The organism is Bradyrhizobium sp. 40, from assembly GCF_023100925.1.
In the GTDB taxonomy this organism is placed as follows: Bacteria; Pseudomonadota; Alphaproteobacteria; order Rhizobiales; family Xanthobacteraceae; genus Bradyrhizobium.
In genome coordinates this window covers 4058218-4075424 of the sequence record NZ_CP064688.1, presented here as the reverse complement: position 1 = coordinate 4075424, position 17207 = coordinate 4058218, and the positions used below count along the sequence as shown (strand labels likewise).

Sequence of the window (17207 nt, the reverse complement as noted above, 5' to 3'; positions counted from 1 at the left end):
AGAGATGGCCAAGGTACTGGTCGTGACGTCAGGCAAGGGGGGCGTCGGCAAGACCACGACGACCGCCGCGCTGGGAGCTGCGCTCGCGCAACGCGGCGAAAAGGTCGTGGTCGTCGATTTCGACGTCGGCTTGCGCAACCTCGACCTCGTGATGGGCGCCGAACGCCGCGTCGTGTTCGACCTCATCAACGTGGTGCAGGGCGTCGCAAAGCTGCCGCAGGCGCTGATCAAGGACAAGCGGCTGGAGAACCTCTGGCTGCTGCCGGCCTCGCAAACCCGCGACAAGGACGCGCTGACCGAAGAGGGCGTAGGCAAGGTCATCGACGATCTGCGCAGCCGTTTCGACTGGGTGATCTGCGACAGCCCGGCCGGCATCGAGCGCGGCGCCTCCATGGCGATGCGCTTTGCCGACGAGGCCGTGATCGTCACCAATCCGGAAGTCTCCTCGGTGCGCGATTCCGATCGCATCATCGGCATGCTCGATTCCAAGACGGTGCGGGCCGAGAAGGGCGAGCGGGTCGAGAAGCACATCCTCATCACCCGCTATGATCCCTCGCGCGCCGCGCGCGGCGAGATGCTGACCATCGAGGACATCCTCGAAATTCTTGCAACACCCTTGCTCGGCATCATTCCGGAGAGCCAGGACGTGCTGCGCGCCTCCAATGTCGGCACCCCGGTGACGCTGTCGAACGCGGAAGGTGCTCCGGCGCGGGCCTATATCGACGCGGCGCGGCGGCTGTGCGGCGACACCGTGCCGATGCAGGTGCCGACCGAGCGCAAGGGCTTCATGGACCGCCTGCTGCGAAGGAGGGCCGCATGAGCATGGGTTTGCTTCGGCTTCTCCGCGGCAACAAGGCCTCTGCACCCGTCGCGCGCGAACGGTTGCAGATCCTGCTTGCCCATGAACGCGGACTGCGCGGCCAGCCCGATCTGCTCGGTGTGCTGCGTGAGGAAATTCTCGCGGTCGTCTCCAGGCACGTCACGCTGGACCCGACCAAGGTCATCGTCCGGCTCGATCGCGGCGACGAGGTCTCGACGCTCGAGGTCGATATCGAGGTGCCCAACGATTTCGAGCGCAAGCGCGCGGCGGCCGGGTAGGATTTCGGCCGCGACGCTTCGAATTTGGGGTGGGTGAGAAGGCGGTCCGCTGGGCATAGCGGGCCGCCTTTTGCGCGTCGAGTGAACGCTACGGAACGAGGTCCGGGGCTCAATCGTTGTGAACAACCCGCGGCGGCGCGATGCACCGCGGTTTCGTCAAACGGGAGAACGCCCATGATGACCGAGGTCCAGGTCCACACCGTCGCGCGCCAGATGTTGGAACAGCACGGTTTTGCGGCGATCGCGAAGGCCGCGGAACAGGCCAGGGCTTGCGAGGGCCGCGGCGAGGCCGATGAAGCCAAAGAGTGGCGTCACCTCGCCGACGCGATGAAGATCATTCGCGGTCCGCACCAGAGCTGACACTCCCGCGCGTTCAACGCTCCCCGCGGTCGGCGCCCTGCGGCGACGTACGATGCTGCGTCTGCGGCTGGGAGCGCTCGCCCGTTTCCTTGCAGGGCAGCGGCTCCCACGAGCCGTCCGGCGCCTGCTGATAAGCGCTGCACGATGACGACGAGGTCGATTTGTCCTCACCCTTCTGGGCGTCGGAATTCTTCGCCAGCACGGGCGCAGTCAGGATCGTGGCGACGGCAAACGCCACGGCGAGAAGGACATGGTTGATCCGCATGGGGGCTCCCCTGTTCGAATTCGAAGAGAGCCGCATGCTGGCGAGGATTGTGACGATTATTGGCCGAAGCAAAAGTTCCGGCGCGGCGTGCTTAACGCCGCGCGACAACGCTAGCCGCCCTTGCTGCGGATCAGGCCGGCGAGGTTGGTCTTCTGGGCCTCGCACCAGCTGGGCATGCCGAGGCGGCGTTGGTTGAGGTCGGTCGCCTGGGTGGCCACCGCGACCTCGGCCATCAGATCGTCGTCCTGCTTCTCGCCCAATTTGCCGCCGGTGTGCATCCACGCGATTGCCTTGCGGACCTTCTCGGTGGTGCCTTCGGGCAGCTGCATCTGCTCCGCCTTCTGCACCAGATCCTGGTAGACGACATCCGTGCCGGGACATTCGACCTTGGCGGCGAAGGCCTGCAAGACCAAAGTGACATAGGTCGAACGTGGATGGTCGGCCGCTTGGGCCGGCGCCGCCAGCAGCAACAGGGCCGTCATCAGAAAACCAGTGCGCATCCTTGGTACCTCCCCGAATTTTCGGGAAGGCTAGCGGCTGCCGCGCCGCTCCGCAATGGGGATAGCGTGCGGCTGCGAAGCCGGTCGGCGACCTAGCGCCGCCAGGCCGGCACGGGATCGAGCGGCGTACGATAGACCTCTTTGTGATCGCGGTCGGTGACGCGCACAGCGCAACCCTTGCTTTGCAGCTCGGGCTTCACCTGCGACAGCTCGGTGGCCAGTTGAACGGCGCGGTCGGAGGCGACCTCGATGTCTTCGAGGATGATGCCGCCCTGGTTCTTGAACTCTTCACCAACCACGAGATCGAAGGAATAGTAGGGCATCCGAATTCCCCGGTGTGACGAATTGAGCTTCAGGTGGACGTTTCAACACATGACCGATGGTACCACTGAGTCGATGTTTATCGAATGAACGGCGCGCGCAATCTCTGTGCTTATGGCGCAGAAATGATGTGCAGCATTCAAGCGTGTTAAGATTTTATTAAATATGTCGGCGTGATCATGAGGCATGGAATTGCAGCAGAACCGGGCTCCGGGAACCGGCAGCTGCAAGAGAAGGCCGCCGGCATAAATCCCGACGGCCTTTTCTCTTGATCGAGAACGATCGAAGCGCCGCGTCCCGTAGTCATCCGGAGTCAACGCATCATATCGACTCGGACAGCATCGCTGGCGCGACGCTTTCGTGTCATCGCGTGACGATCGTTCAGCGCAGCGGCATTGGCGGGCGTACGACAGGTCCGTCGTCGTCGGCAACGGCTTGCGTCGTCATGGCAGCTGGCGGTGGGACTGCGGCAGCCTGCGAAGGCGGCGGCGGAGCGAGCGGCGCGGGCGAATAAGCCGGCATGTAGGTGTGCGACACGACCGGCTTGGGCTTGCGAACCGGCGGCGCCGCGGGTCGCGGCGGCAGCGCAGACATTTGCGCGCGCGGATCGATGCGCGGCTTGGCATCGGCCACCGGCTTCGGCGCGGGCGGCTTCGCCATCTCGCGTGCCATCTGCTCCTGCCCGGCCTTCAAGTCGGCGATGTTGGCCTTGAGCTGCTCGATCTGTTGCGCCATCGCGGCGAGATCGCGCGTCATCGACTGCACCGATTGTACAGGATCGGATTGTGCTGCCGCGGGCACCGCTGCTGCAAGCTGGGTTGCGGGCGGAGCCGCAGATTGATCGGTTGCTTGATCCGTGGCGGCTTGATCCGTTGCAGCCTGGTCCGCAGGCGCCGCGGCTTGTGCGGCGGCGACCGGTGCCGAGTGCGAGGTCGACGGCAGCAGCGACGACAATGCCGGGGTCCATTCGGCGAGCACCTGTCTTGCGGTGTCGCCATGTTTCTCCCAGGCGACAGTGGCGGCCGCGCTTCCGCCCGCAAACAGCATCGTGACGAACGCGCCGCGCAGCCATTTGCCGGCTGAGGAGCGCTTCTGCCGGCTGAGACCATCACTGGCCGCGACGCGCACGGCGGTGTCGACCGAGGGCGCTGCCGCCTGCGGCTCCACGAGGGGACTGAACTTCGGCTCCGGATTCGTTCTGGACTTCAGCGTGAACGCCGGATCTATCTTGGGCTCCGGACGGGCCGTAATCTCAGGCGCGAGCGCGGGCGCGATGCTGAGAGGGCGCGAGGCCAGCACAATGTCAGGCGAAATCTGGACGGCGTCGTGCGGGTCGTTGTTCGTGACCGTGTCCTTCACGATCTCATCGACGATTTGCCGAGAGTTCAGCGTCGCGAGCATCGCAGCTCCTTTGAAGCCTGGGTGTTTTGAAGCCCAGTTGTTGAGTAGTTGAAGTGTTAGCCGTCCGCATTCGCGCGAGCAGATCCGTGAGGTGAGCCCATCCAATTCCCCGAGGCCCAAGCACATGACGCACGAGTCCAGCCGGGTTTGACCAAAGCAAGGCGAGGGCATGGAGACTGTGCGACGCTCTTGCGCCGTTTGTGGTGATGGAACCCGGTTGATCAAACACGCGCAATTGTTCCGCAATGCCTTGTTTTCAGCACGATTTTGGCAGCATCTGGTGTTGCTGGGGGTGCTGCTATCGCTATCGGGGCCGGCGGTGCCAAGATCCTTATTCGTTCTATTCGTCCTTGCCATGCTTCCGTTGGGCGGCTGCATGCAGACAACGCTTTCGCCATCGACAGATGCGAGCATGACGCCGCGCGACCGGCAGTTGCTGGCGCATACGCCGTACGCGCAGGCGAACGTGCCCGAGCAATATCTCCGTCATATCGTCGATTATCCGCGCAAGGAGCAGCCGGGCACGATCCTGGTCGATACCGATGCGCGCTATCTCTATTTCGTGCTGCCCGAAGGCAAGGCGATCCGCTACGGCGTTGCGGTCGGCGAGGAAGCCATGGCGTTCTCCGGGGTCGCGCGGGTCGGTCGTCTGGCGGAATGGCCGGACTGGGTTCCGACGGCGGACATCCAGGCGCGGCTCGGACCCTATCCGGCGCGCGTGCCCGGCGGTCCCGCCAATCCGCTCGGCGCGCGGGGCATCTATCTGTATGCCGGCAACAAGGACACGCTCTACCGCATCCACGGCACCAACCAGCCGGAATATATCGGGCAGGCGATCTCGTCCGGATGCATCCGGATGCGCAACGAGGACGTGATCGATCTCTATGACCGCGTGAAGCTCAATTCAATGGTCGTGGTGCTGCCGCCCGGACAGAACGCGCAGGTCGAGGCGCGGCCCAGCTGGCGCGGGTGAGGTCGCCCTAGTTCTCGGGACGGGCGATGCGCCATTGCAGCGTCGTGGCATTGCCGTTGGCCTCGCCCGGCGCCTTGTCGGCCGGCGAGGTGTAGAGCGGACGATAGCGATATGCCCACATCTTGCTGCCGTCGTTGCGGTTGATCACGGTGAAGTCGCCGATCGCCTTGGCATCGGCTGTTGCGGAGAGCGGAATCCAGCTCTCGACGCATTTGCCGTTGCAGTTCGACGTCTTGCCGGTGGTATCGCGCTCGTAATAGTAGAGCGTCATGCCGTTGAGGTCGACGAGCGTGGGGCCCTGCTTGGTCAGGATCACTTTCGCCGGTGAGGTCGCGGGCTTCGGCGGAGGAGGGGCATCGCCGCCGCCATGGCCATTCGCGAGCGCCGGAGCGGCCGAGAGCGCGATCGCCGCCGCCGCAATGAGGAACCTGAACATCCGAAACTCCAGACCGGCAAAGTTAATCGCGCGTTAAACGCCGAATGCCGCCGACCGTAACAGCCGAAGGTTAGTTCCTGGTTTCGCGATACTGCGACAATGAGGGGTAGAATTACGGGGCTTTCTGTCTTGGCGCGTTTTCTTGACGCGAACCGGTATCCACTTCGCTAGAACACGCTCTATGCCTGCACCTCGCGCAACGGGGCGCGGCTGAGTTCGTTACCGGCGGCGATGGCCTTGTGCAGAAGGCGCATCAGATCCTCACCTTCCTTCGCGCTAAGGCCACGCAGCATGATGCGTTGCGCGGATTCGACGGCCGGCATGATCTTGCGCAACGTGCGGCGGCCTTCGTCGGTGATCTCGAGCTCGCGGGCACGACGGTCGCGGCGCGAGGCGCGGCGCTCCGCGAGCCCCTTCTGCACGAGGCGGTCGATCACGCCGGTGATGGTGGTGCGGTCGTAGGCAATCAATCCTGCGAGCGTCACCTGGTCGAGCCCCGGATTGGCCTTGATGGTCGCGAGCGCGGCGTATTGCACCGGCGTGAGGTCGAAGCCGGCATCCTCGACCTCGGCCAGAAACACCGCGACCGCGATCTGCTGGAAACGGCGCGCCAGATGTCCGGGCATGTCGTTGTTGTCTTTCACCGAATTTCTCCGTTGGGGTAGGACGGCCGGGATCGTTGACAAGTATACTGATCGTCAGCATACTGAGCAATATCCAAACAGAACGTCGGCGGGAGAGGTGCTCATGCAATTCCATCTCAATGGATTTCAGCCGGGCGACCCTGAAATCGGAGATCCCGCCGCGCGCATTCAGCCTTCTGGCGCAACGGGCGCCGTGCCTGAAGAGGTCGATGTCCTCATCGTCGGCTGTGGTCCTGCGGGCCTGACGCTTGCGGCCCAGCTTGCGCAGTTTTCCGACATCAAGACCTGCATCGTCGAGCAGAAGCCGGACCGCTTGCTGGTCGGGCAGGCCGACGGCATCGCATGCCGCACCATGGAGATGTTCCACGCCTTCGGATTCAGCGAGCGCGTCCTCAAGGAAGCCTGTTGGGTGAACGAGACGACATTCTGGAAGCCGGACGAGCGGCTGCCAGAACACATCGTCCGCAGCGGCCGGGTGCAGGACGTCGAGGACGGCTTGTCGGAATTCCCGCACGTCATTCTCAACCAGGCGCGCATTCACGACGGTTTTCTCGACGTCATGCGCAAAGCGCCCGCCAGCCTCGAGCCCCATTACAGCCGGCGCCTGCTCGACCTTCAGGTCGATCCGGCCGCGGGTCCCGCCGACCATGCCGTGACGGCGCGGCTCGAACGGCTCGATGCCGGGAACGAGGGCAAGATCGAGACGATCAAGGCGCGCTACGTCGTCGGCTGCGACGGCGCCCGCAGTACAGTGCGCAAATCGATCGGCCGCGAGTTGCTCGGCGATTCCGCCAATCATGCCTGGGGCGTGATGGACGTGCTGGCGGTGACCGATTTTCCGGACATCCGCTTCAAGGCCCTGATCCAGTCGGCGAAGGACGGCAGCCTGCTGATCATTCCGCGCGAGGGCGGTTACATGGTCCGCCTCTATGTCGAGCTCGCCAAGCTCGACATCGGCGAGCGCGTCGCCAATCGCAACATCACCGCCGATGACGTGATCGCGAAGGCGCAGCGGATCCTCAAGCCGCACACGCTGGATGTGAAGGAGATCGCGTGGTGGTCGGTCTACGAGATCGGCCAGCGACTGACCGACAAGTTCGACGACGTGCCGGGGACCGAGATCGCTAGGCGTCTGCCGCGGATCTTCATCGCCGGCGATGCCTGCCACACCCACAGCCCGAAGGCGGGGCAGGGCATGAACGTCTCGATGCAAGACGCCTTCAATCTCGGCTGGAAGCTCGCTGCCGTTTTGCGGAAGCAGTCTGCGCCAAGCCTGCTGCATTCCTATTCGGCCGAGCGCCAGGCGGTTGCCAAAGAGCTGATTGATTTCGATCGCGAATGGGCCGGGATTCTCGCGTCCGCCGCCAAGGCGGGCGGCGCCGATGCCGCCAGGACGCAGGACTATTTCGTCAGGCACGGTCGCTACACCGCGGGCACGGCGACGCATTACCGCCCGTCGGTTCTGACCGGAGCGACGTCCCACCAGCGTCTCGCGCAAGGCCTCGTCATCGGCACGCGCTTTCATTCCGCGCCGGTGATCCGGCTTGCGGATGCCAAGCCGGTGCATCTCGGTCACGCAGCGTCCGCGGATGGCCGCTTTCGCATCTACGCTTTCTCCGGCGCTGAGGATCCGGCAACAGCCGGCTCGGCTATGCGCGCATTGTGCAATTTTCTCTCCGAGGCGCGGGAGTCGCCGGTCCGGCGTTACACGCCCGTGGCCGCCGACATCGACAGCGTGATCGACCTGCGGGCGGTCTTCCAGCAGGATCATCGCGAGCTCGCCGTCGAGGCGATGCCCGCGCTGTTGCTTCCGCGCAAGGGCCGGTACGGCCTGATCGACTACGAGAAAATGTTCTGTCCGGACCTCAAGAATGGCCAAGACGTTTTCGCGATGCGCGGTATCGATCGTAAGGCCGGCTGCATGGTCGTGGTGAGGCCGGATCAGTATGTCGCGACCGTGCTGCCGCTCGATCATTTTGCTGCGCTTGCTGCGTACTTCGACGGTTTTATGCAGCAAGTGAACTGACGGGACGGCGGCGCACACACTCGCGCGTGCGCGCGATGTCGATGAACGGCGAATGAATATTGAACCGCGCGCGGCATTCGTCTCGATCTTTCGACGGATGAGACCTTCGTTCGCGGAACGCCCGTTCCGCTTGCGCGTTCCGACTCGAAAGAGGAGGACTACGCCATGAAATTCCGAAGCGTGTTGTTAGCCGCATTGCTGCTCGCCCCGACGGCCGCGCTGGCCGCTCCGGGTATGGTCACCGTCTCGACCGGCCTGCGCGCCGGGCCGGGTTCGGGCTTTCCGCTGGTCGATCGCATCCCCGAGGGCGCCCGCGTCGATATCCATGGTTGCCTGCGCGGCAAAGCCTGGTGCGACGTGAGCTTCTCGGATGACCGTGGCTGGGTGTCGTCGCAATATCTCGAATATCTCTACCGCAATCATTACGTCTATCTCCCCGACTATGTCGACGAGATCGACGTGCCGATCGTCCCCTTCGTGCTGACCTCGTACTGGTCAAGCTATTATGAGGGGCGGCCCTGGTATCGGCGCCATGCCCACTGGAATAGCTACTGGACCTCGCATCAGCGCGAAGCGACGCGGATGACGATCGATCCGCGCGCGGCCCGGATCGGCCGCGCGGCAACGCGCGATGCGGCGGTCGCACTCGGGCGCAACGGTGCGAATGCCAGGGAAAATGCGGAGGGCGCGGCTGCGGTCTCCGGACGTGATGCCGCAACTTCACGGCACGACGCCGCCGTCGCAAGGCACGAGACTGCGGTGACGACGGACCGGAGCCGTGCGGGACGAAGCGACCGCATCGCGCATGAGCGGACCAATCTTCAGGGCCGCAATCCGCACGATGCACAGGCCCGCATCATGCACGAGCAGGCCGCACACCGCGCGGCCCTGCATGCGCAGCCGATGGCGCGCCCGCATGAGGCGCCTCGTGTCTCAGCAGCTCCCGCAAGCCGGCCCGCGATGCCGCATGTGGCCCAGCCTAATGTGAGCCACGGCTCCCCGATGAACGCTCATGCCCAAATGCCGGCGCCGCGCACGGCTGCGCCTGCGATGCCTCATGGCGGTGGCGGCGCTCCTCACATCAACGCCGCGCCGCACGGCGGCGGTGCGCCGGCCGGCGGTCCCGGTGGCGGGCACCAGAAGCACTAGCGTTGCCAACGAAAGCCCGGCCCTCGCGCCGGGCTTTCTGCTGAGGCCCGAGCGAGTTCCTTGCCCATACAATTTAAGAAGTTTCTTCGCGGGCAGATTTCATCGATCGTAATATGTCTACTCAAAGCTGTAAGCATTCCACTCGGGGCAGCGGGGCACGGGAGGATGACGACGATGAGACAGAACCAGGCGGAGACGCGCCGCCATAATGTCGCGAAGAGGTCGATGACCAAGGAAGCCAAGCAGCTGTCCGGCCTGATTGCCGGATTGCGCCAATCTCTCGAGGTGATTCACAAGGAGCGATCGAGCACCAAACTCTCCGGCGCCGAGATGGGCCTTCTCGACGAACGCCGCAACAATCTGTTGCTGACCATCGCAGCCCTCGACGACCGCCTCTCCGCGGTGCAGGGGCTGATCGATCTTGGCCGCCCCCACATCATTCGCGTCCACTGATCGGAGCGCAGACCTGATGCTATCGGCTTCGTCGCGGCGGCGACGGAACCGGGCTCAGCTGCCGGCTCTGCGTCGCATAGGGATTGGCGTAGCACTGGGCGGATTGCCCGGAGGCGGTCGCGGCGCACTGCGCGATCGTCGCAAAGCTGCAATCGATGCTGCGGCCGTCGATGGTGTAGATCTCGATGCAGACGGGATGGCGCGGATCGTAGGTCTGAGCCGCTGTGGGCGCCGCGCCAAGCAGGCCCGCACCAAGGCAGCCCACGACAAGCAGGATCGCATTCATGATGCGGCGCACGAAAAGCTCCTTTCGTAATCGGAACCAGGCACAATGCTGCCGCGGATGGCACCAAATTGCCACGCTCCCGGCGAATTGCCGCCAAAGCCCGCTGCCACGACGAGAGCGGGTGCAGGCAACGCTAAGGGGATGCGCATTGGCCTACAAGATGATCGCAGAACGCGACAATGAGAAGTGCAGTTTTGCCCGCGAGAGCCGTTTGCTCATCGTGGCGAAGGCAAAGGTTTGGGCAAGCGAGGGGTGGAAGGTCGTCATCACCGACCAGGACGGCAAGGCCTACGCGCCACCCGAGTTCGATCAGCTATTGGCGGCCTGACCGCAAGACGGGGCTGGGCAAGACATTGATTTCGCCATTTCGATTGGGGCGCGGCGTGATCGCGCCCCTTATGACTCTTCCAACGATGACTCTTGCGGCGGCCGCCGTTCTGACGGCGACGGTTGCCGTGGCGCAAAATCTCGATGCCGGCAAGTCGCCGCAAAAGCTTTTCGCCGATGGGTGCGCGACCTGCCATCGCAGCCCGCGCGGTCTTGCCAAGGGGCGCTTCAACCTGACGCTGTCCTGGTTTCTGAAGGACCATTACGCAACCAGTTCGGACACAGCCAAGGCGCTTGCCGCCTATCTGGAATCGGTCGACACGGCGCCGCCGCGAGCTGCGGCCAAGCCTGGCGCGAAGCGATCCGGGCCGCGTGCGCCCAAGCCGTCGCAAAGCCAGTAGGCGTGGGTCGGCTGCTGGAAGGGCGTCGCGAAGCCGAAGGCCTTGCCGGTGAACACCGTGCTTGCCGGCATCAATGCACCCTGGTCGCCGAGAACAGGTTGATGACCACCACTCCGGACACGATCAGCGCGATGCCGACGAAGGCCGCAGCGTCGAGCATCTGGCGAAACAGCACGAAGGAGATCGTTGCAGTCAGGATGATGCCGACCCCGCCCCAGATCGCATAGGCGATGCTCAGGGGGATGACCCGGATCGCGACCGACAGCGCGTAGAACGAGGCGACATAGAACAGCACCATCGCCAGTGTCGGCCACAGCCGCGTGAACTGCACGGATTGCTGGAGGAAGGCGGACGCCGTGACCTCGAGGACGATAGCGAGGGCAAGCGCTGCGTAGGCATTGAAGGCGGAAGTCATCACGGGCTCGGGCGTATTGTGCAAAGAAAGATACCGCACGGTACGGGGAATATGACGTTTGCCCGGGTCCAGCTATCACGTGTCAGTGACGAGCCTGCGACACGAAGGAGCGCCGCACGAAACCGCCGCGCGATGGTTCGCGCGGCGGCTCATTGGTCTTGGCGTTAGTTGATCCGCACGGAGAGTTCGACGTCCTCGGCAAAGGCCGTGGACATGTAGCCGCTTCTGGGCATCCGCATGCGCGCCAGATAGTCAGGGCTGTCGTCGGCGTTGTCGGCGACGATGATCGCGCCTGGCCGGAGATGGCCTTCGACCAGATCCAGGACATCGGGGTAGAGCGCCTTGGCGCCGTCGAGTAGCACGAGATCGATCGTATCAGGCAGATCGACTTGAAGCGTCTTCAGCGCGTCGCCTTCGCGGATTTCGACGAGATCCAGCAGCCCGCCGGCCGCGAGGTTCTCGCGCGCCCGGGCCGCCTTGGACGGTTCGAATTCGCTGGTGATGAGGCGGCCGCCGCCATTGTCGCGCAAGCCCGCGGCAAGGTGCAGGGTCGAGATGCCGAACGAGGTGCCGAATTCGACGATCGCTTTGGCGCGGGAGCTGCGTGCGAGCATGTAAAGCAGGTGACCGGTCTCGCGGGAGACCGCGAGCGGTGCGTCCTTCAGCCGCCCGTAGAGGTCGCGGTAAGCAGTCTTGCTCCGCATCATCCGTGCGCGGTCGGCGTCGGTCACATCGGCGAAGGCGGCTCGCATCGCGCCGCGCGCGGCTTCGTCCTGGTCGAACAGACGATCGAGCAGTGGCGCAAGTGATGTGATGGTCGGGGTGGTCATGTGTACTCTCCAGATGTCGCCGAGAGGCGAGTGCTTGCGTGAGAATTGAAATACGACTAATTCGTCGCATTCGCTATTCGCATTGCCCGAGGGCCCCATGGCCGATCGCCGAAGCCGTTCAGTTTCCTCACGAAAACAGCCGCAGCAGGCCCGCTCGAACGAGCTGGTGGCGGCCATTCTGGACGCGGCTGTTCAGGTCCTGGCAAAGGAGGGGGCGCAGCGCTTCACGACGGCGCGGGTGGCCGAGCGAGCCGGGGTGAGCGTCGGGTCGCTCTATCAATATTTTCCGAACAAGGCGGCGATCCTGTTCCGCCTCCAGAGCGACGAGTGGCGGTGCACGAGCGAGCTCCTGCGCGGCATCCTGGCGGACCGGGCGAAGCCGCCACTGGTGCGGCTGCGCGCGCTGGTCCACGCCTTCATTCGCTCCGAGTGCGAGGAGGCTGCAATCCGCACGGCGCTCAGCGACGCCGCGCCGCTCTATCGCGATGCGCCCGAAGCACACGACGCGCGGGCCGCCGGTAAAGGCATCGTCGCGGCCTTCATGCGGGAGGCCCTGCCCAAGGCGCCGGATGCGACGCGGGAGCTTGCCGGCGAGCTGATCAAGACGACGCTGAGCGAGGTCGGCAAGCAGTTCTCGGAGACACCGCGCAACGAGGCGGAGATCGCGCGTCATGCCGACGCAATGGCCGACATGTTCTGCGCCTATATCGATGAGCTTGCGCGGCGGCGAGATCATTCCTGACATCCGCGTTTGCGGGCCAATATCGCTTCTAATCTGACCGGATCATGAGTTAGCCTCGATTTGTCCTCCAGCCCGCTAACGAGCGCCCCGCCATGCATGTCCTCCGCCCCCAATTCCGCATCGAGGAGCAGCAAGCGCTGGAATTCGCAACCCAGCGCGGCTTCGGCATGATCGTCGCTGCGGATGAGCGCGGTCCGCGCGCCTCGCATGTGCCCTTCGTGCTGGAGCAACGTGAGGGGCGCGCGATCGTCCAGATCCATTTCACCGCCCGGAATCCGCTCGTTCCGCTCGCGGATGGCGTGCGGCGCTTTCTGCTGATCGTTGCCGGCGATGACGCCTACATCTCCAACGACTGGTATTCTTCGCGCGACAACGTCTCGACCTGGCTGTACGAGGCCGTGCACCTGTCGGGCGTGGCGCATGTGCGCGGGCTCGACGAGAACCGCGGGCACGGCGATGCGCTACTCGCGGTCGCCGAAGCGCGGCTGCCGAAGGCGCCCTGGGACCTGGCGCAGATGGAGCCGGACAAGCGCGAGACCATGTTAGCCACCATTCGCGTCATCGATCTCGTGGTGGATACCGTCGAGGGGCAGGCCAAGCTCAACCAGCACAAGAGCGATGCGGATCACGTCGCGGTCGCCGGCCGGCTGGCGCGGTCGGAGGAGAGCGGGGATCGGCGGCTGGCGCGGAAGATGCAAGCGCTGCGGCCGGGGCTTGGATATGATTTTTCGTGACTGGGCGACCTTGTCTCGCTTGACGATTACTCCTACGGACCTCTTTCATGCTCGTCATCTCCATTCAAAGCCAGGTGGTCCACGGCCATGTCGGCAACAGCGCCGCCGCCTATGCCATGCAGGCGGAAGGCGTGAATGTCGCCGCGGTGCCGACCACGCTGCTGTCGAACCATCCGCGCTATCCGACCCTGCGCGGGCGGGTGCTGGAGACCGAGCTCGTTGCAGATCTGCTAAGAGGCGTCGAGGAGCGCGATCTCGTCGACGAGGCCGCGGTCCTCGTCACCGGCTATCTCGGTTCGTCCGGCAATGCCGCTGTCATTGCCGATTTCGTCGAGCGGGCGCTGACCCGCAATTCAAAACTGGTCTATCTCTGCGATCCCGTGATCGGCGACGATGGCCGCGTCTACGTCGCCGACGGCATCCTGGACGTGGTCCGGCACCGGCTGCTGCCGGCCGCCAATCTGACCACGCCGAACCAGTTCGAGCTCGGGCTGCTCGCAGGCCTCGACATCGCGGATGCGCAGGGTCTGCGCGCGGCGTGCGCAGCGCTGGCCGGGACCGGCCACATCGACGTGGTCGCCACCGGTTGCACGCTCACTGATACGGCGGAAGGGCAGGTGGAAACGATTCTGTGCGCCGACGGTCAGTTGTCGCGCTTTGCGACGCCGCGCCTGCCGATCCGCCCCTCAGGCACCGGCGATCTTCTCACGGGCCTGATCGCGGCGCATCTGGCCAAGGGCACAGCGACCGAGGCGGCGGTACGGCTCGCGGTCGAAACCATCTTTGCAGTGCTGGTGCGGACACAGGAGGCGGGCACCGTCGAGATGCAGCTCGTGCCGCTGCCGACGCCGGGACGATAAGGTGTGATACTCAGGTCGCGCGTTTCGCGGCCGATTGCGCTGATTTCTGCGGCTTTGCCGGAACCTTCTGCTCGCGCGTCGCCTGTGCCTTCGCCTTTGGCGGCTTTGCGCTTGCCACGGCCCGCGCCTTCCTCGGCTTGACGCTGGCTTCCTTACGGTCCGACGTGCCTCGGCGCGAGACATATTCCGAACCGTCGACCGGGCCGACATGCGGCGGATCGCGGCCGAGATAGGGTCGGCCGATACCGAGCGCCTTGCCATTGGCATCGACCCACTTCCACAGCACCTCGGTCGAGACCCAGCGTTGCGCGCGGTTGTCGCCCTTGGTGCTGACGATGTCGGCCGCCATGCCGTGGCCGTAGCCGCCGCGCGTGCTGCCGCCGTGATAGGAGCGGTCCGATGCAGCCTTCAGGCCACTCGCGATCGACTGGCGATAGTCGTCCCGAAACGCGCTGGTGATACCAGGCGAAAGCCCGGCAGCCTCAGCCGCGAGCAACGTGCGAAACAGCTTTTTCTTGAAACTCTTGTCCATGCCGCCGATGACGTAGTCCATCATCGACATGCCGGCGCGGTCGGCCGCCTTCGGATCCTTCCAGCCAAAGTCCTCGTCGACCAGTTTCGTGAAGCTGCGCATCACGGTCACCATCTTGCCCTTGCGCTTGACGGTGACAGCGCGGCGATCCTCGACTTTGACGGAATCTTCCTTGGGCGTGCGCTGGTAGAGCGCCCAGAGATAACGGTCGATGCAGGCCTCCATGACGTAGCATTCGTCGAGGACCGCGGTCGTGTCCGCGGACGGCGAGGCCTTGCTCGCCGCGGGCGCGGGGCCGGTTACGATCGTCGCGGGCGACAGCGCGTCCGTCGTCACGATCTCGGTGGGATCGGCCGAGGCGAGCTTAATCACGGGCTCCGGCGCCGGAGCAACCTCGCTGGCGACTGGTGTCGGCTCAGGCGAAATCTGCGGCGCGAGCGGCGCTTCGGTCGGCAAGATCAGCACCGGGTCGGCCGAGGCGAGCTTGATGGCCGGAGCTGGCGCCTCGGGCGCTGCCGTTTCAGTGGTTACGATCGACGGTGTCGCAGCGACGGCGGCCGCGATGTCGGCGGTCAGGGCGACGCCGTCCTCGATGGCCGCAGCGTGCGGGATGTCGGCGAGGTCAAGCCGGCTGAGATCCTTCGCGCGCGAGACGGCGGAAGCATTCGCGCCGCTGTTCTCGATGAGGGCAGGGGCATAGGCGGACAATGAGAGCGCCAGCCAGCCGGCGAGAACCGCCGAGGGGCAGGAGACCGCCACCAGAAGAGACCGCCGATCATTCATGATCCCTGCCTCCAAACGGTTCTGTCGAACCTCGTCTTCTCCGAACAGTCTTGACCAGACAGTCTTGCACGAAAAGGCACGCTACGCGTCGATTGTTCGGAGGACGGTGTGGCGGCGCAATGGCGCAATTCGGCGAAATGGGGCTTTTCGAGCGGGTGTTGCGCGCGGGCAACGCGGGTTCCATTGTGGTTTCAGGGTGCCGTAGTCGAAAGGGCCCGGAAATGCGGCATTCATTGTCATCAATTTGAGGCGACTGAATTTACTCAATCTTGGATTGTGGCTGTGCAAGTCTCCCGCGTCGGCGATTCCGGCAGAGTTGGGAAGGACACGCACATGAAACTGAAATGCAAATGGGCCGAATTCGCTGCCGATGAATCCGGCGCTACCGCGATCGAATACGGCCTAATCGCAGCCGGCATCGCGCTCGCGATCATCGAGATCATCTACGCCCTCGGCACCAACCTCGTCGCAAAGCTGCAATCGCTGGCGACGGCGTTGAAATGAGCTGTGTGGCGCGGCGCCCGGCGCTTCGCCGCAACCTTGGGCTGGTTGGCGCGTTGGGCGGCCATGACGCATTCATCGCTTCGTCCCATGGACGCCTTCGACCCCACCGAGCCCGCCATCCTGCACGACCAGCTCTCCGATACGATCATCACGTGGACCGCTGAGCAGGCTGACGATTTCAGGCGTGCCAGCCAGCCGGGACAGGACGGAACCGTGATCTGGAAGACCTACGTCTTCGACGGCTGGGGACACGTGCTCGGCGGCTGACCGCCGCTCATAAAAGTGTCATGTCGTGGTCGGCGGTGATTCGGCCAAAGCCTTGTGCGCATTAAACATATTGCTATGCACCGGGCGCGTTGTTGCAATGCAGCAACGCATGTCGCAACGCAGCAAAATGAGCTTAGATGTGCTCCGAACCTTCCATCAGGAGCATCACCCATGAACAAGAAGACTCTGTCGATCGCCGCCGCCATTCTGATGATCGCGGGCAGCACCGCGGCTTTCGCCGCCGAGCTGCCGACTTATGAGGCCAACGGCTTTCCGGTCTCCCCGATGCAGGTGCGCGTGCTCGGTGCAGCGCATGTCGAGCAGCAGGCCTCGGCGCCCACTACTGTCGCTTCGGTCCACCAGACCCGCGTTCTGTCGCCGCGCAAGGTGAAGACGGCTGATGTCACGACGGGCAGCGCCCGCTGATCTGGGGACGCCACAAGCCAACATCGAGCCAACGTGATGCAGGCTCGTTTTCTTCGAGCCTGCCTGGACCGCGTTCCCTTTCGGGAGCGCGGTCTTTTTTTGGCGCAGCGAGTCATGATCACGTGCGGTTGTGTACGGCCGTTCAAAGCGAGTGTGATCTCTTTAATAGTTGCTTTGCAGATCACGGCGCTTGATGCGGGCGCCGCTTATTGAGCAGCCAAGAATCATTTTCATAATGGAGTAGTCATGCCTGTTGCACAGAAAGCCGTTGTTGCAAGCGTCTCGCCGCGCGCGTTCATTCTCGAGCATCTCGCCTTGTTCGCAGCTGCCGCGCTGTTCGTGTTCGTGCTGAGCCTGACCTATGGGCTCGATCTCAGCCCCGGGTTTTTCTGAGAGAAGGCGCGCTGGCGTCTCTCGCTTGCGTGCCAGCCTTGCAGGCACATGGGTTGAGCCATGGCCTCTGTCGGCGTACCG

26 protein-coding genes are annotated in these 17207 nt (G+C 64.3%); 16 read left to right on the top strand and 10 right to left on the bottom strand.

Annotated elements, in window-relative coordinates; all coding sequences use genetic code 11:
* Positions 1–4 precede the first annotated feature (4 nt).
* The 3 genes from minD to IVB40_RS19875 all read left to right on the top strand — a co-directional run bounded on the left by minD (position 5) and on the right by IVB40_RS19875 (position 1458).
* Positions 5–820 (top strand): septum site-determining protein MinD, encoded by an 816-nt coding sequence (gene minD, locus IVB40_RS19885; RefSeq protein WP_007591740.1) that lies wholly within the window; start codon positions 5–7, stop codon positions 818–820.
* Positions 817–1098 (top strand): cell division topological specificity factor MinE, encoded by a 282-nt coding sequence (gene minE, locus IVB40_RS19880; protein ID WP_007591739.1) that lies wholly within the window; start codon positions 817–819, stop codon positions 1096–1098. Before minD ends, minE begins: the two co-directional genes overlap by 4 nt.
* Before the next feature lie 174 nt (positions 1099–1272).
* Positions 1273–1458, top strand: a complete 186-nt coding sequence (locus IVB40_RS19875) for a hypothetical protein (protein ID WP_027517632.1) — start codon at positions 1273–1275, stop codon at positions 1456–1458.
* Between the two features lie 13 nt (positions 1459–1471).
* Here IVB40_RS19875 and IVB40_RS19870 read toward each other — a convergent pair whose 3' ends face one another.
* The 4 genes from IVB40_RS19870 to IVB40_RS19855 form a co-directional block, all read right to left on the bottom strand.
* The gene (locus IVB40_RS19870) at positions 1472–1723 is read right to left on the bottom strand and encodes a hypothetical protein (protein ID WP_027517633.1); all 252 of its coding nucleotides are present in this window, start codon (positions 1721–1723) and stop codon (positions 1472–1474) included.
* A 110-nt stretch (positions 1724–1833) separates the two neighbouring features.
* On the bottom strand, positions 1834–2223 hold the full coding sequence (locus tag IVB40_RS19865; RefSeq protein ID WP_027517634.1) for a hypothetical protein: 390 nt from the start codon (positions 2221–2223) through the stop codon (positions 1834–1836).
* A gap of 92 nt (positions 2224–2315) precedes the next feature.
* A complete protein-coding gene (locus tag IVB40_RS19860) occupies positions 2316–2546 on the bottom strand; it encodes a hypothetical protein (protein ID WP_007591727.1) in 231 nt (76 codons plus the stop codon).
* A 379-nt stretch (positions 2547–2925) separates the two neighbouring features.
* On the bottom strand, positions 2926–3945 hold the full coding sequence (locus IVB40_RS19855; RefSeq protein WP_247816072.1) for a hypothetical protein: 1020 nt from the start codon (positions 3943–3945) through the stop codon (positions 2926–2928).
* Positions 3946–4300: 355 nt separating this feature from the next.
* Here IVB40_RS19855 and IVB40_RS19850 point away from each other — a divergent pair, with 355 nt between their 5' ends.
* Positions 4301–4918: a L,D-transpeptidase gene (locus IVB40_RS19850; RefSeq protein WP_063628391.1), complete on the top strand. Its 618-nt coding sequence runs from the start codon at positions 4301–4303 to the stop codon at positions 4916–4918.
* 7 nt (positions 4919–4925) lie between these two features.
* On the opposite strand, the gene IVB40_RS19845 is transcribed toward IVB40_RS19850, so the two are convergent.
* Positions 4926–5354 (bottom strand): hypothetical protein, encoded by a 429-nt coding sequence (locus IVB40_RS19845; RefSeq protein WP_247286284.1) that lies wholly within the window; start codon positions 5352–5354, stop codon positions 4926–4928.
* A 179-nt stretch (positions 5355–5533) separates the two neighbouring features.
* The gene (locus IVB40_RS19840) at positions 5534–5998 is read right to left on the bottom strand and encodes a MarR family winged helix-turn-helix transcriptional regulator (protein ID WP_247816071.1); all 465 of its coding nucleotides are present in this window, start codon (positions 5996–5998) and stop codon (positions 5534–5536) included.
* Positions 5999–6101: 103 nt separating this feature from the next.
* Here IVB40_RS19840 and IVB40_RS19835 point away from each other — a divergent pair, with 103 nt between their 5' ends.
* From IVB40_RS19835 to IVB40_RS19825, 3 genes are all read left to right on the top strand, one after another.
* Positions 6102–8024, top strand: coding sequence for an FAD-binding monooxygenase (locus IVB40_RS19835; RefSeq protein WP_247816070.1), 1923 nt, complete (start codon positions 6102–6104; stop codon positions 8022–8024).
* A gap of 165 nt (positions 8025–8189) precedes the next feature.
* On the top strand, positions 8190–9173 hold the full coding sequence (locus tag IVB40_RS19830) for an SH3 domain-containing protein (RefSeq protein ID WP_247816069.1): 984 nt from the start codon (positions 8190–8192) through the stop codon (positions 9171–9173).
* Positions 9174–9347: 174 nt separating this feature from the next.
* Positions 9348–9626, top strand: a complete 279-nt coding sequence (locus tag IVB40_RS19825; RefSeq protein ID WP_027517641.1) for a hypothetical protein — start codon at positions 9348–9350, stop codon at positions 9624–9626.
* 19 nt (positions 9627–9645) lie between these two features.
* Here the strand turns inward: IVB40_RS19825 and IVB40_RS19820 are convergent, their stop codons facing one another.
* Positions 9646–9924, bottom strand: coding sequence for a DUF3551 domain-containing protein (locus IVB40_RS19820; RefSeq protein ID WP_027569780.1), 279 nt, complete (start codon positions 9922–9924; stop codon positions 9646–9648).
* Positions 9925–10033: 109 nt separating this feature from the next.
* Between IVB40_RS19820 and IVB40_RS19815 the strand changes: the two genes are divergently transcribed.
* Both IVB40_RS19815 and IVB40_RS19810 read left to right on the top strand, forming a co-directional pair.
* The gene (locus IVB40_RS19815; RefSeq protein WP_027569781.1) at positions 10034–10240 is read left to right on the top strand and encodes a hypothetical protein; all 207 of its coding nucleotides are present in this window, start codon (positions 10034–10036) and stop codon (positions 10238–10240) included.
* Between the two features lie 85 nt (positions 10241–10325).
* Positions 10326–10640 (top strand): hypothetical protein, encoded by a 315-nt coding sequence (locus IVB40_RS19810; RefSeq protein ID WP_027569782.1) that lies wholly within the window; start codon positions 10326–10328, stop codon positions 10638–10640.
* Positions 10641–10710: 70 nt separating this feature from the next.
* On the opposite strand, the gene IVB40_RS19805 is transcribed toward IVB40_RS19810, so the two are convergent.
* Positions 10711–11055, bottom strand: coding sequence for a multidrug efflux SMR transporter (locus IVB40_RS19805; RefSeq protein WP_247816068.1), 345 nt, complete (start codon positions 11053–11055; stop codon positions 10711–10713).
* A 164-nt stretch (positions 11056–11219) separates the two neighbouring features.
* On the bottom strand, positions 11220–11885 hold the full coding sequence (locus IVB40_RS19800) for a class I SAM-dependent methyltransferase (protein ID WP_247361324.1): 666 nt from the start codon (positions 11883–11885) through the stop codon (positions 11220–11222).
* A gap of 97 nt (positions 11886–11982) precedes the next feature.
* Between IVB40_RS19800 and IVB40_RS19795 the strand changes: the two genes are divergently transcribed.
* The 3 genes from IVB40_RS19795 (at position 11983) to pdxY (ending at position 14221) form a co-directional block, all read left to right on the top strand.
* Positions 11983–12627: a TetR family transcriptional regulator gene (locus IVB40_RS19795; RefSeq protein ID WP_247361322.1), complete on the top strand. Its 645-nt coding sequence runs from the start codon at positions 11983–11985 to the stop codon at positions 12625–12627.
* A 92-nt stretch (positions 12628–12719) separates the two neighbouring features.
* Entirely contained in the window at positions 12720–13361 is a 642-nt protein-coding gene (locus tag IVB40_RS19790) for an FMN-binding negative transcriptional regulator (protein WP_247816067.1), read from the top strand.
* A 47-nt stretch (positions 13362–13408) separates the two neighbouring features.
* Positions 13409–14221: a pyridoxal kinase gene (gene pdxY / locus IVB40_RS19785; protein ID WP_247286275.1), complete on the top strand. Its 813-nt coding sequence runs from the start codon at positions 13409–13411 to the stop codon at positions 14219–14221.
* Positions 14222–14231: 10 nt separating this feature from the next.
* Here pdxY and IVB40_RS19780 read toward each other — a convergent pair whose 3' ends face one another.
* On the bottom strand, positions 14232–15536 hold the full coding sequence (locus IVB40_RS19780) for a hypothetical protein (RefSeq protein WP_247816066.1): 1305 nt from the start codon (positions 15534–15536) through the stop codon (positions 14232–14234).
* A 333-nt stretch (positions 15537–15869) separates the two neighbouring features.
* Between IVB40_RS19780 and IVB40_RS19775 the strand changes: the two genes are divergently transcribed.
* The 4 genes from IVB40_RS19775 to IVB40_RS19760 all read left to right on the top strand — a co-directional run bounded on the left by IVB40_RS19775 (position 15870) and on the right by IVB40_RS19760 (position 17126).
* A complete protein-coding gene (locus IVB40_RS19775; RefSeq protein ID WP_007609602.1) occupies positions 15870–16040 on the top strand; it encodes a Flp family type IVb pilin in 171 nt (56 codons plus the stop codon).
* 63 nt (positions 16041–16103) lie between these two features.
* On the top strand, positions 16104–16307 hold the full coding sequence (locus tag IVB40_RS19770) for a hypothetical protein (protein WP_247286273.1): 204 nt from the start codon (positions 16104–16106) through the stop codon (positions 16305–16307).
* A 171-nt stretch (positions 16308–16478) separates the two neighbouring features.
* Positions 16479–16733, top strand: a complete 255-nt coding sequence (locus IVB40_RS19765) for a hypothetical protein (RefSeq protein WP_247816065.1) — start codon at positions 16479–16481, stop codon at positions 16731–16733.
* 246 nt (positions 16734–16979) lie between these two features.
* The gene (locus tag IVB40_RS19760) at positions 16980–17126 is read left to right on the top strand and encodes a hypothetical protein (RefSeq protein ID WP_247816064.1); all 147 of its coding nucleotides are present in this window, start codon (positions 16980–16982) and stop codon (positions 17124–17126) included.
* The last annotated feature ends 81 nt before the right edge of the window (positions 17127–17207 follow it).

What these genes read in the sequence shown, in the direction of transcription:
- pdxY (WP_247286275.1), top strand. Translation starts at nt 13,409, where the DNA reads ATGCTCGTCATCTCCATTCAAAGCCAGGTGGTCCACGGCCATGTCGGC.
- IVB40_RS19875 (WP_027517632.1), top strand. Translation starts at nt 1,273, where the DNA reads ATGATGACCGAGGTCCAGGTCCACACCGTCGCGCGCCAGATGTTGGAA.
- minD (WP_007591740.1), top strand. Translation starts at nt 5, where the DNA reads ATGGCCAAGGTACTGGTCGTGACGTCAGGCAAGGGGGGCGTCGGCAAG.
- IVB40_RS19775 (WP_007609602.1), top strand. Translation starts at nt 15,870, where the DNA reads ATGAAACTGAAATGCAAATGGGCCGAATTCGCTGCCGATGAATCCGGC.
- IVB40_RS19850 (WP_063628391.1), top strand. Translation starts at nt 4,301, where the DNA reads ATGCTTCCGTTGGGCGGCTGCATGCAGACAACGCTTTCGCCATCGACA.
- IVB40_RS19845 (WP_247286284.1), bottom strand. Translation starts at nt 5,354, where the DNA reads ATGTTCAGGTTCCTCATTGCGGCGGCGGCGATCGCGCTCTCGGCCGCT.
- IVB40_RS19770 (WP_247286273.1), top strand. Translation starts at nt 16,104, where the DNA reads ATGACGCATTCATCGCTTCGTCCCATGGACGCCTTCGACCCCACCGAG.
- IVB40_RS19805 (WP_247816068.1), bottom strand. Translation starts at nt 11,055, where the DNA reads ATGACTTCCGCCTTCAATGCCTACGCAGCGCTTGCCCTCGCTATCGTC.
- IVB40_RS19790 (WP_247816067.1), top strand. Translation starts at nt 12,720, where the DNA reads ATGCATGTCCTCCGCCCCCAATTCCGCATCGAGGAGCAGCAAGCGCTG.
- IVB40_RS19760 (WP_247816064.1), top strand. Translation starts at nt 16,980, where the DNA reads ATGCCTGTTGCACAGAAAGCCGTTGTTGCAAGCGTCTCGCCGCGCGCG.
- IVB40_RS19855 (WP_247816072.1), bottom strand. Translation starts at nt 3,945, where the DNA reads ATGCTCGCGACGCTGAACTCTCGGCAAATCGTCGATGAGATCGTGAAG.
- minE (WP_007591739.1), top strand. Translation starts at nt 817, where the DNA reads ATGAGCATGGGTTTGCTTCGGCTTCTCCGCGGCAACAAGGCCTCTGCA.
- IVB40_RS19860 (WP_007591727.1), bottom strand. Translation starts at nt 2,546, where the DNA reads ATGCCCTACTATTCCTTCGATCTCGTGGTTGGTGAAGAGTTCAAGAAC.
- IVB40_RS19800 (WP_247361324.1), bottom strand. Translation starts at nt 11,885, where the DNA reads ATGACCACCCCGACCATCACATCACTTGCGCCACTGCTCGATCGTCTG.
- IVB40_RS19810 (WP_027569782.1), top strand. Translation starts at nt 10,326, where the DNA reads ATGACTCTTGCGGCGGCCGCCGTTCTGACGGCGACGGTTGCCGTGGCG.
- IVB40_RS19870 (WP_027517633.1), bottom strand. Translation starts at nt 1,723, where the DNA reads ATGCGGATCAACCATGTCCTTCTCGCCGTGGCGTTTGCCGTCGCCACG.
- IVB40_RS19830 (WP_247816069.1), top strand. Translation starts at nt 8,190, where the DNA reads ATGAAATTCCGAAGCGTGTTGTTAGCCGCATTGCTGCTCGCCCCGACG.
- IVB40_RS19835 (WP_247816070.1), top strand. Translation starts at nt 6,102, where the DNA reads ATGCAATTCCATCTCAATGGATTTCAGCCGGGCGACCCTGAAATCGGA.
- IVB40_RS19780 (WP_247816066.1), bottom strand. Translation starts at nt 15,536, where the DNA reads ATGAATGATCGGCGGTCTCTTCTGGTGGCGGTCTCCTGCCCCTCGGCG.
- IVB40_RS19765 (WP_247816065.1), top strand. Translation starts at nt 16,479, where the DNA reads ATGAACAAGAAGACTCTGTCGATCGCCGCCGCCATTCTGATGATCGCG.
- IVB40_RS19865 (WP_027517634.1), bottom strand. Translation starts at nt 2,223, where the DNA reads ATGCGCACTGGTTTTCTGATGACGGCCCTGTTGCTGCTGGCGGCGCCG.
- IVB40_RS19825 (WP_027517641.1), top strand. Translation starts at nt 9,348, where the DNA reads ATGAGACAGAACCAGGCGGAGACGCGCCGCCATAATGTCGCGAAGAGG.
- IVB40_RS19795 (WP_247361322.1), top strand. Translation starts at nt 11,983, where the DNA reads ATGGCCGATCGCCGAAGCCGTTCAGTTTCCTCACGAAAACAGCCGCAG.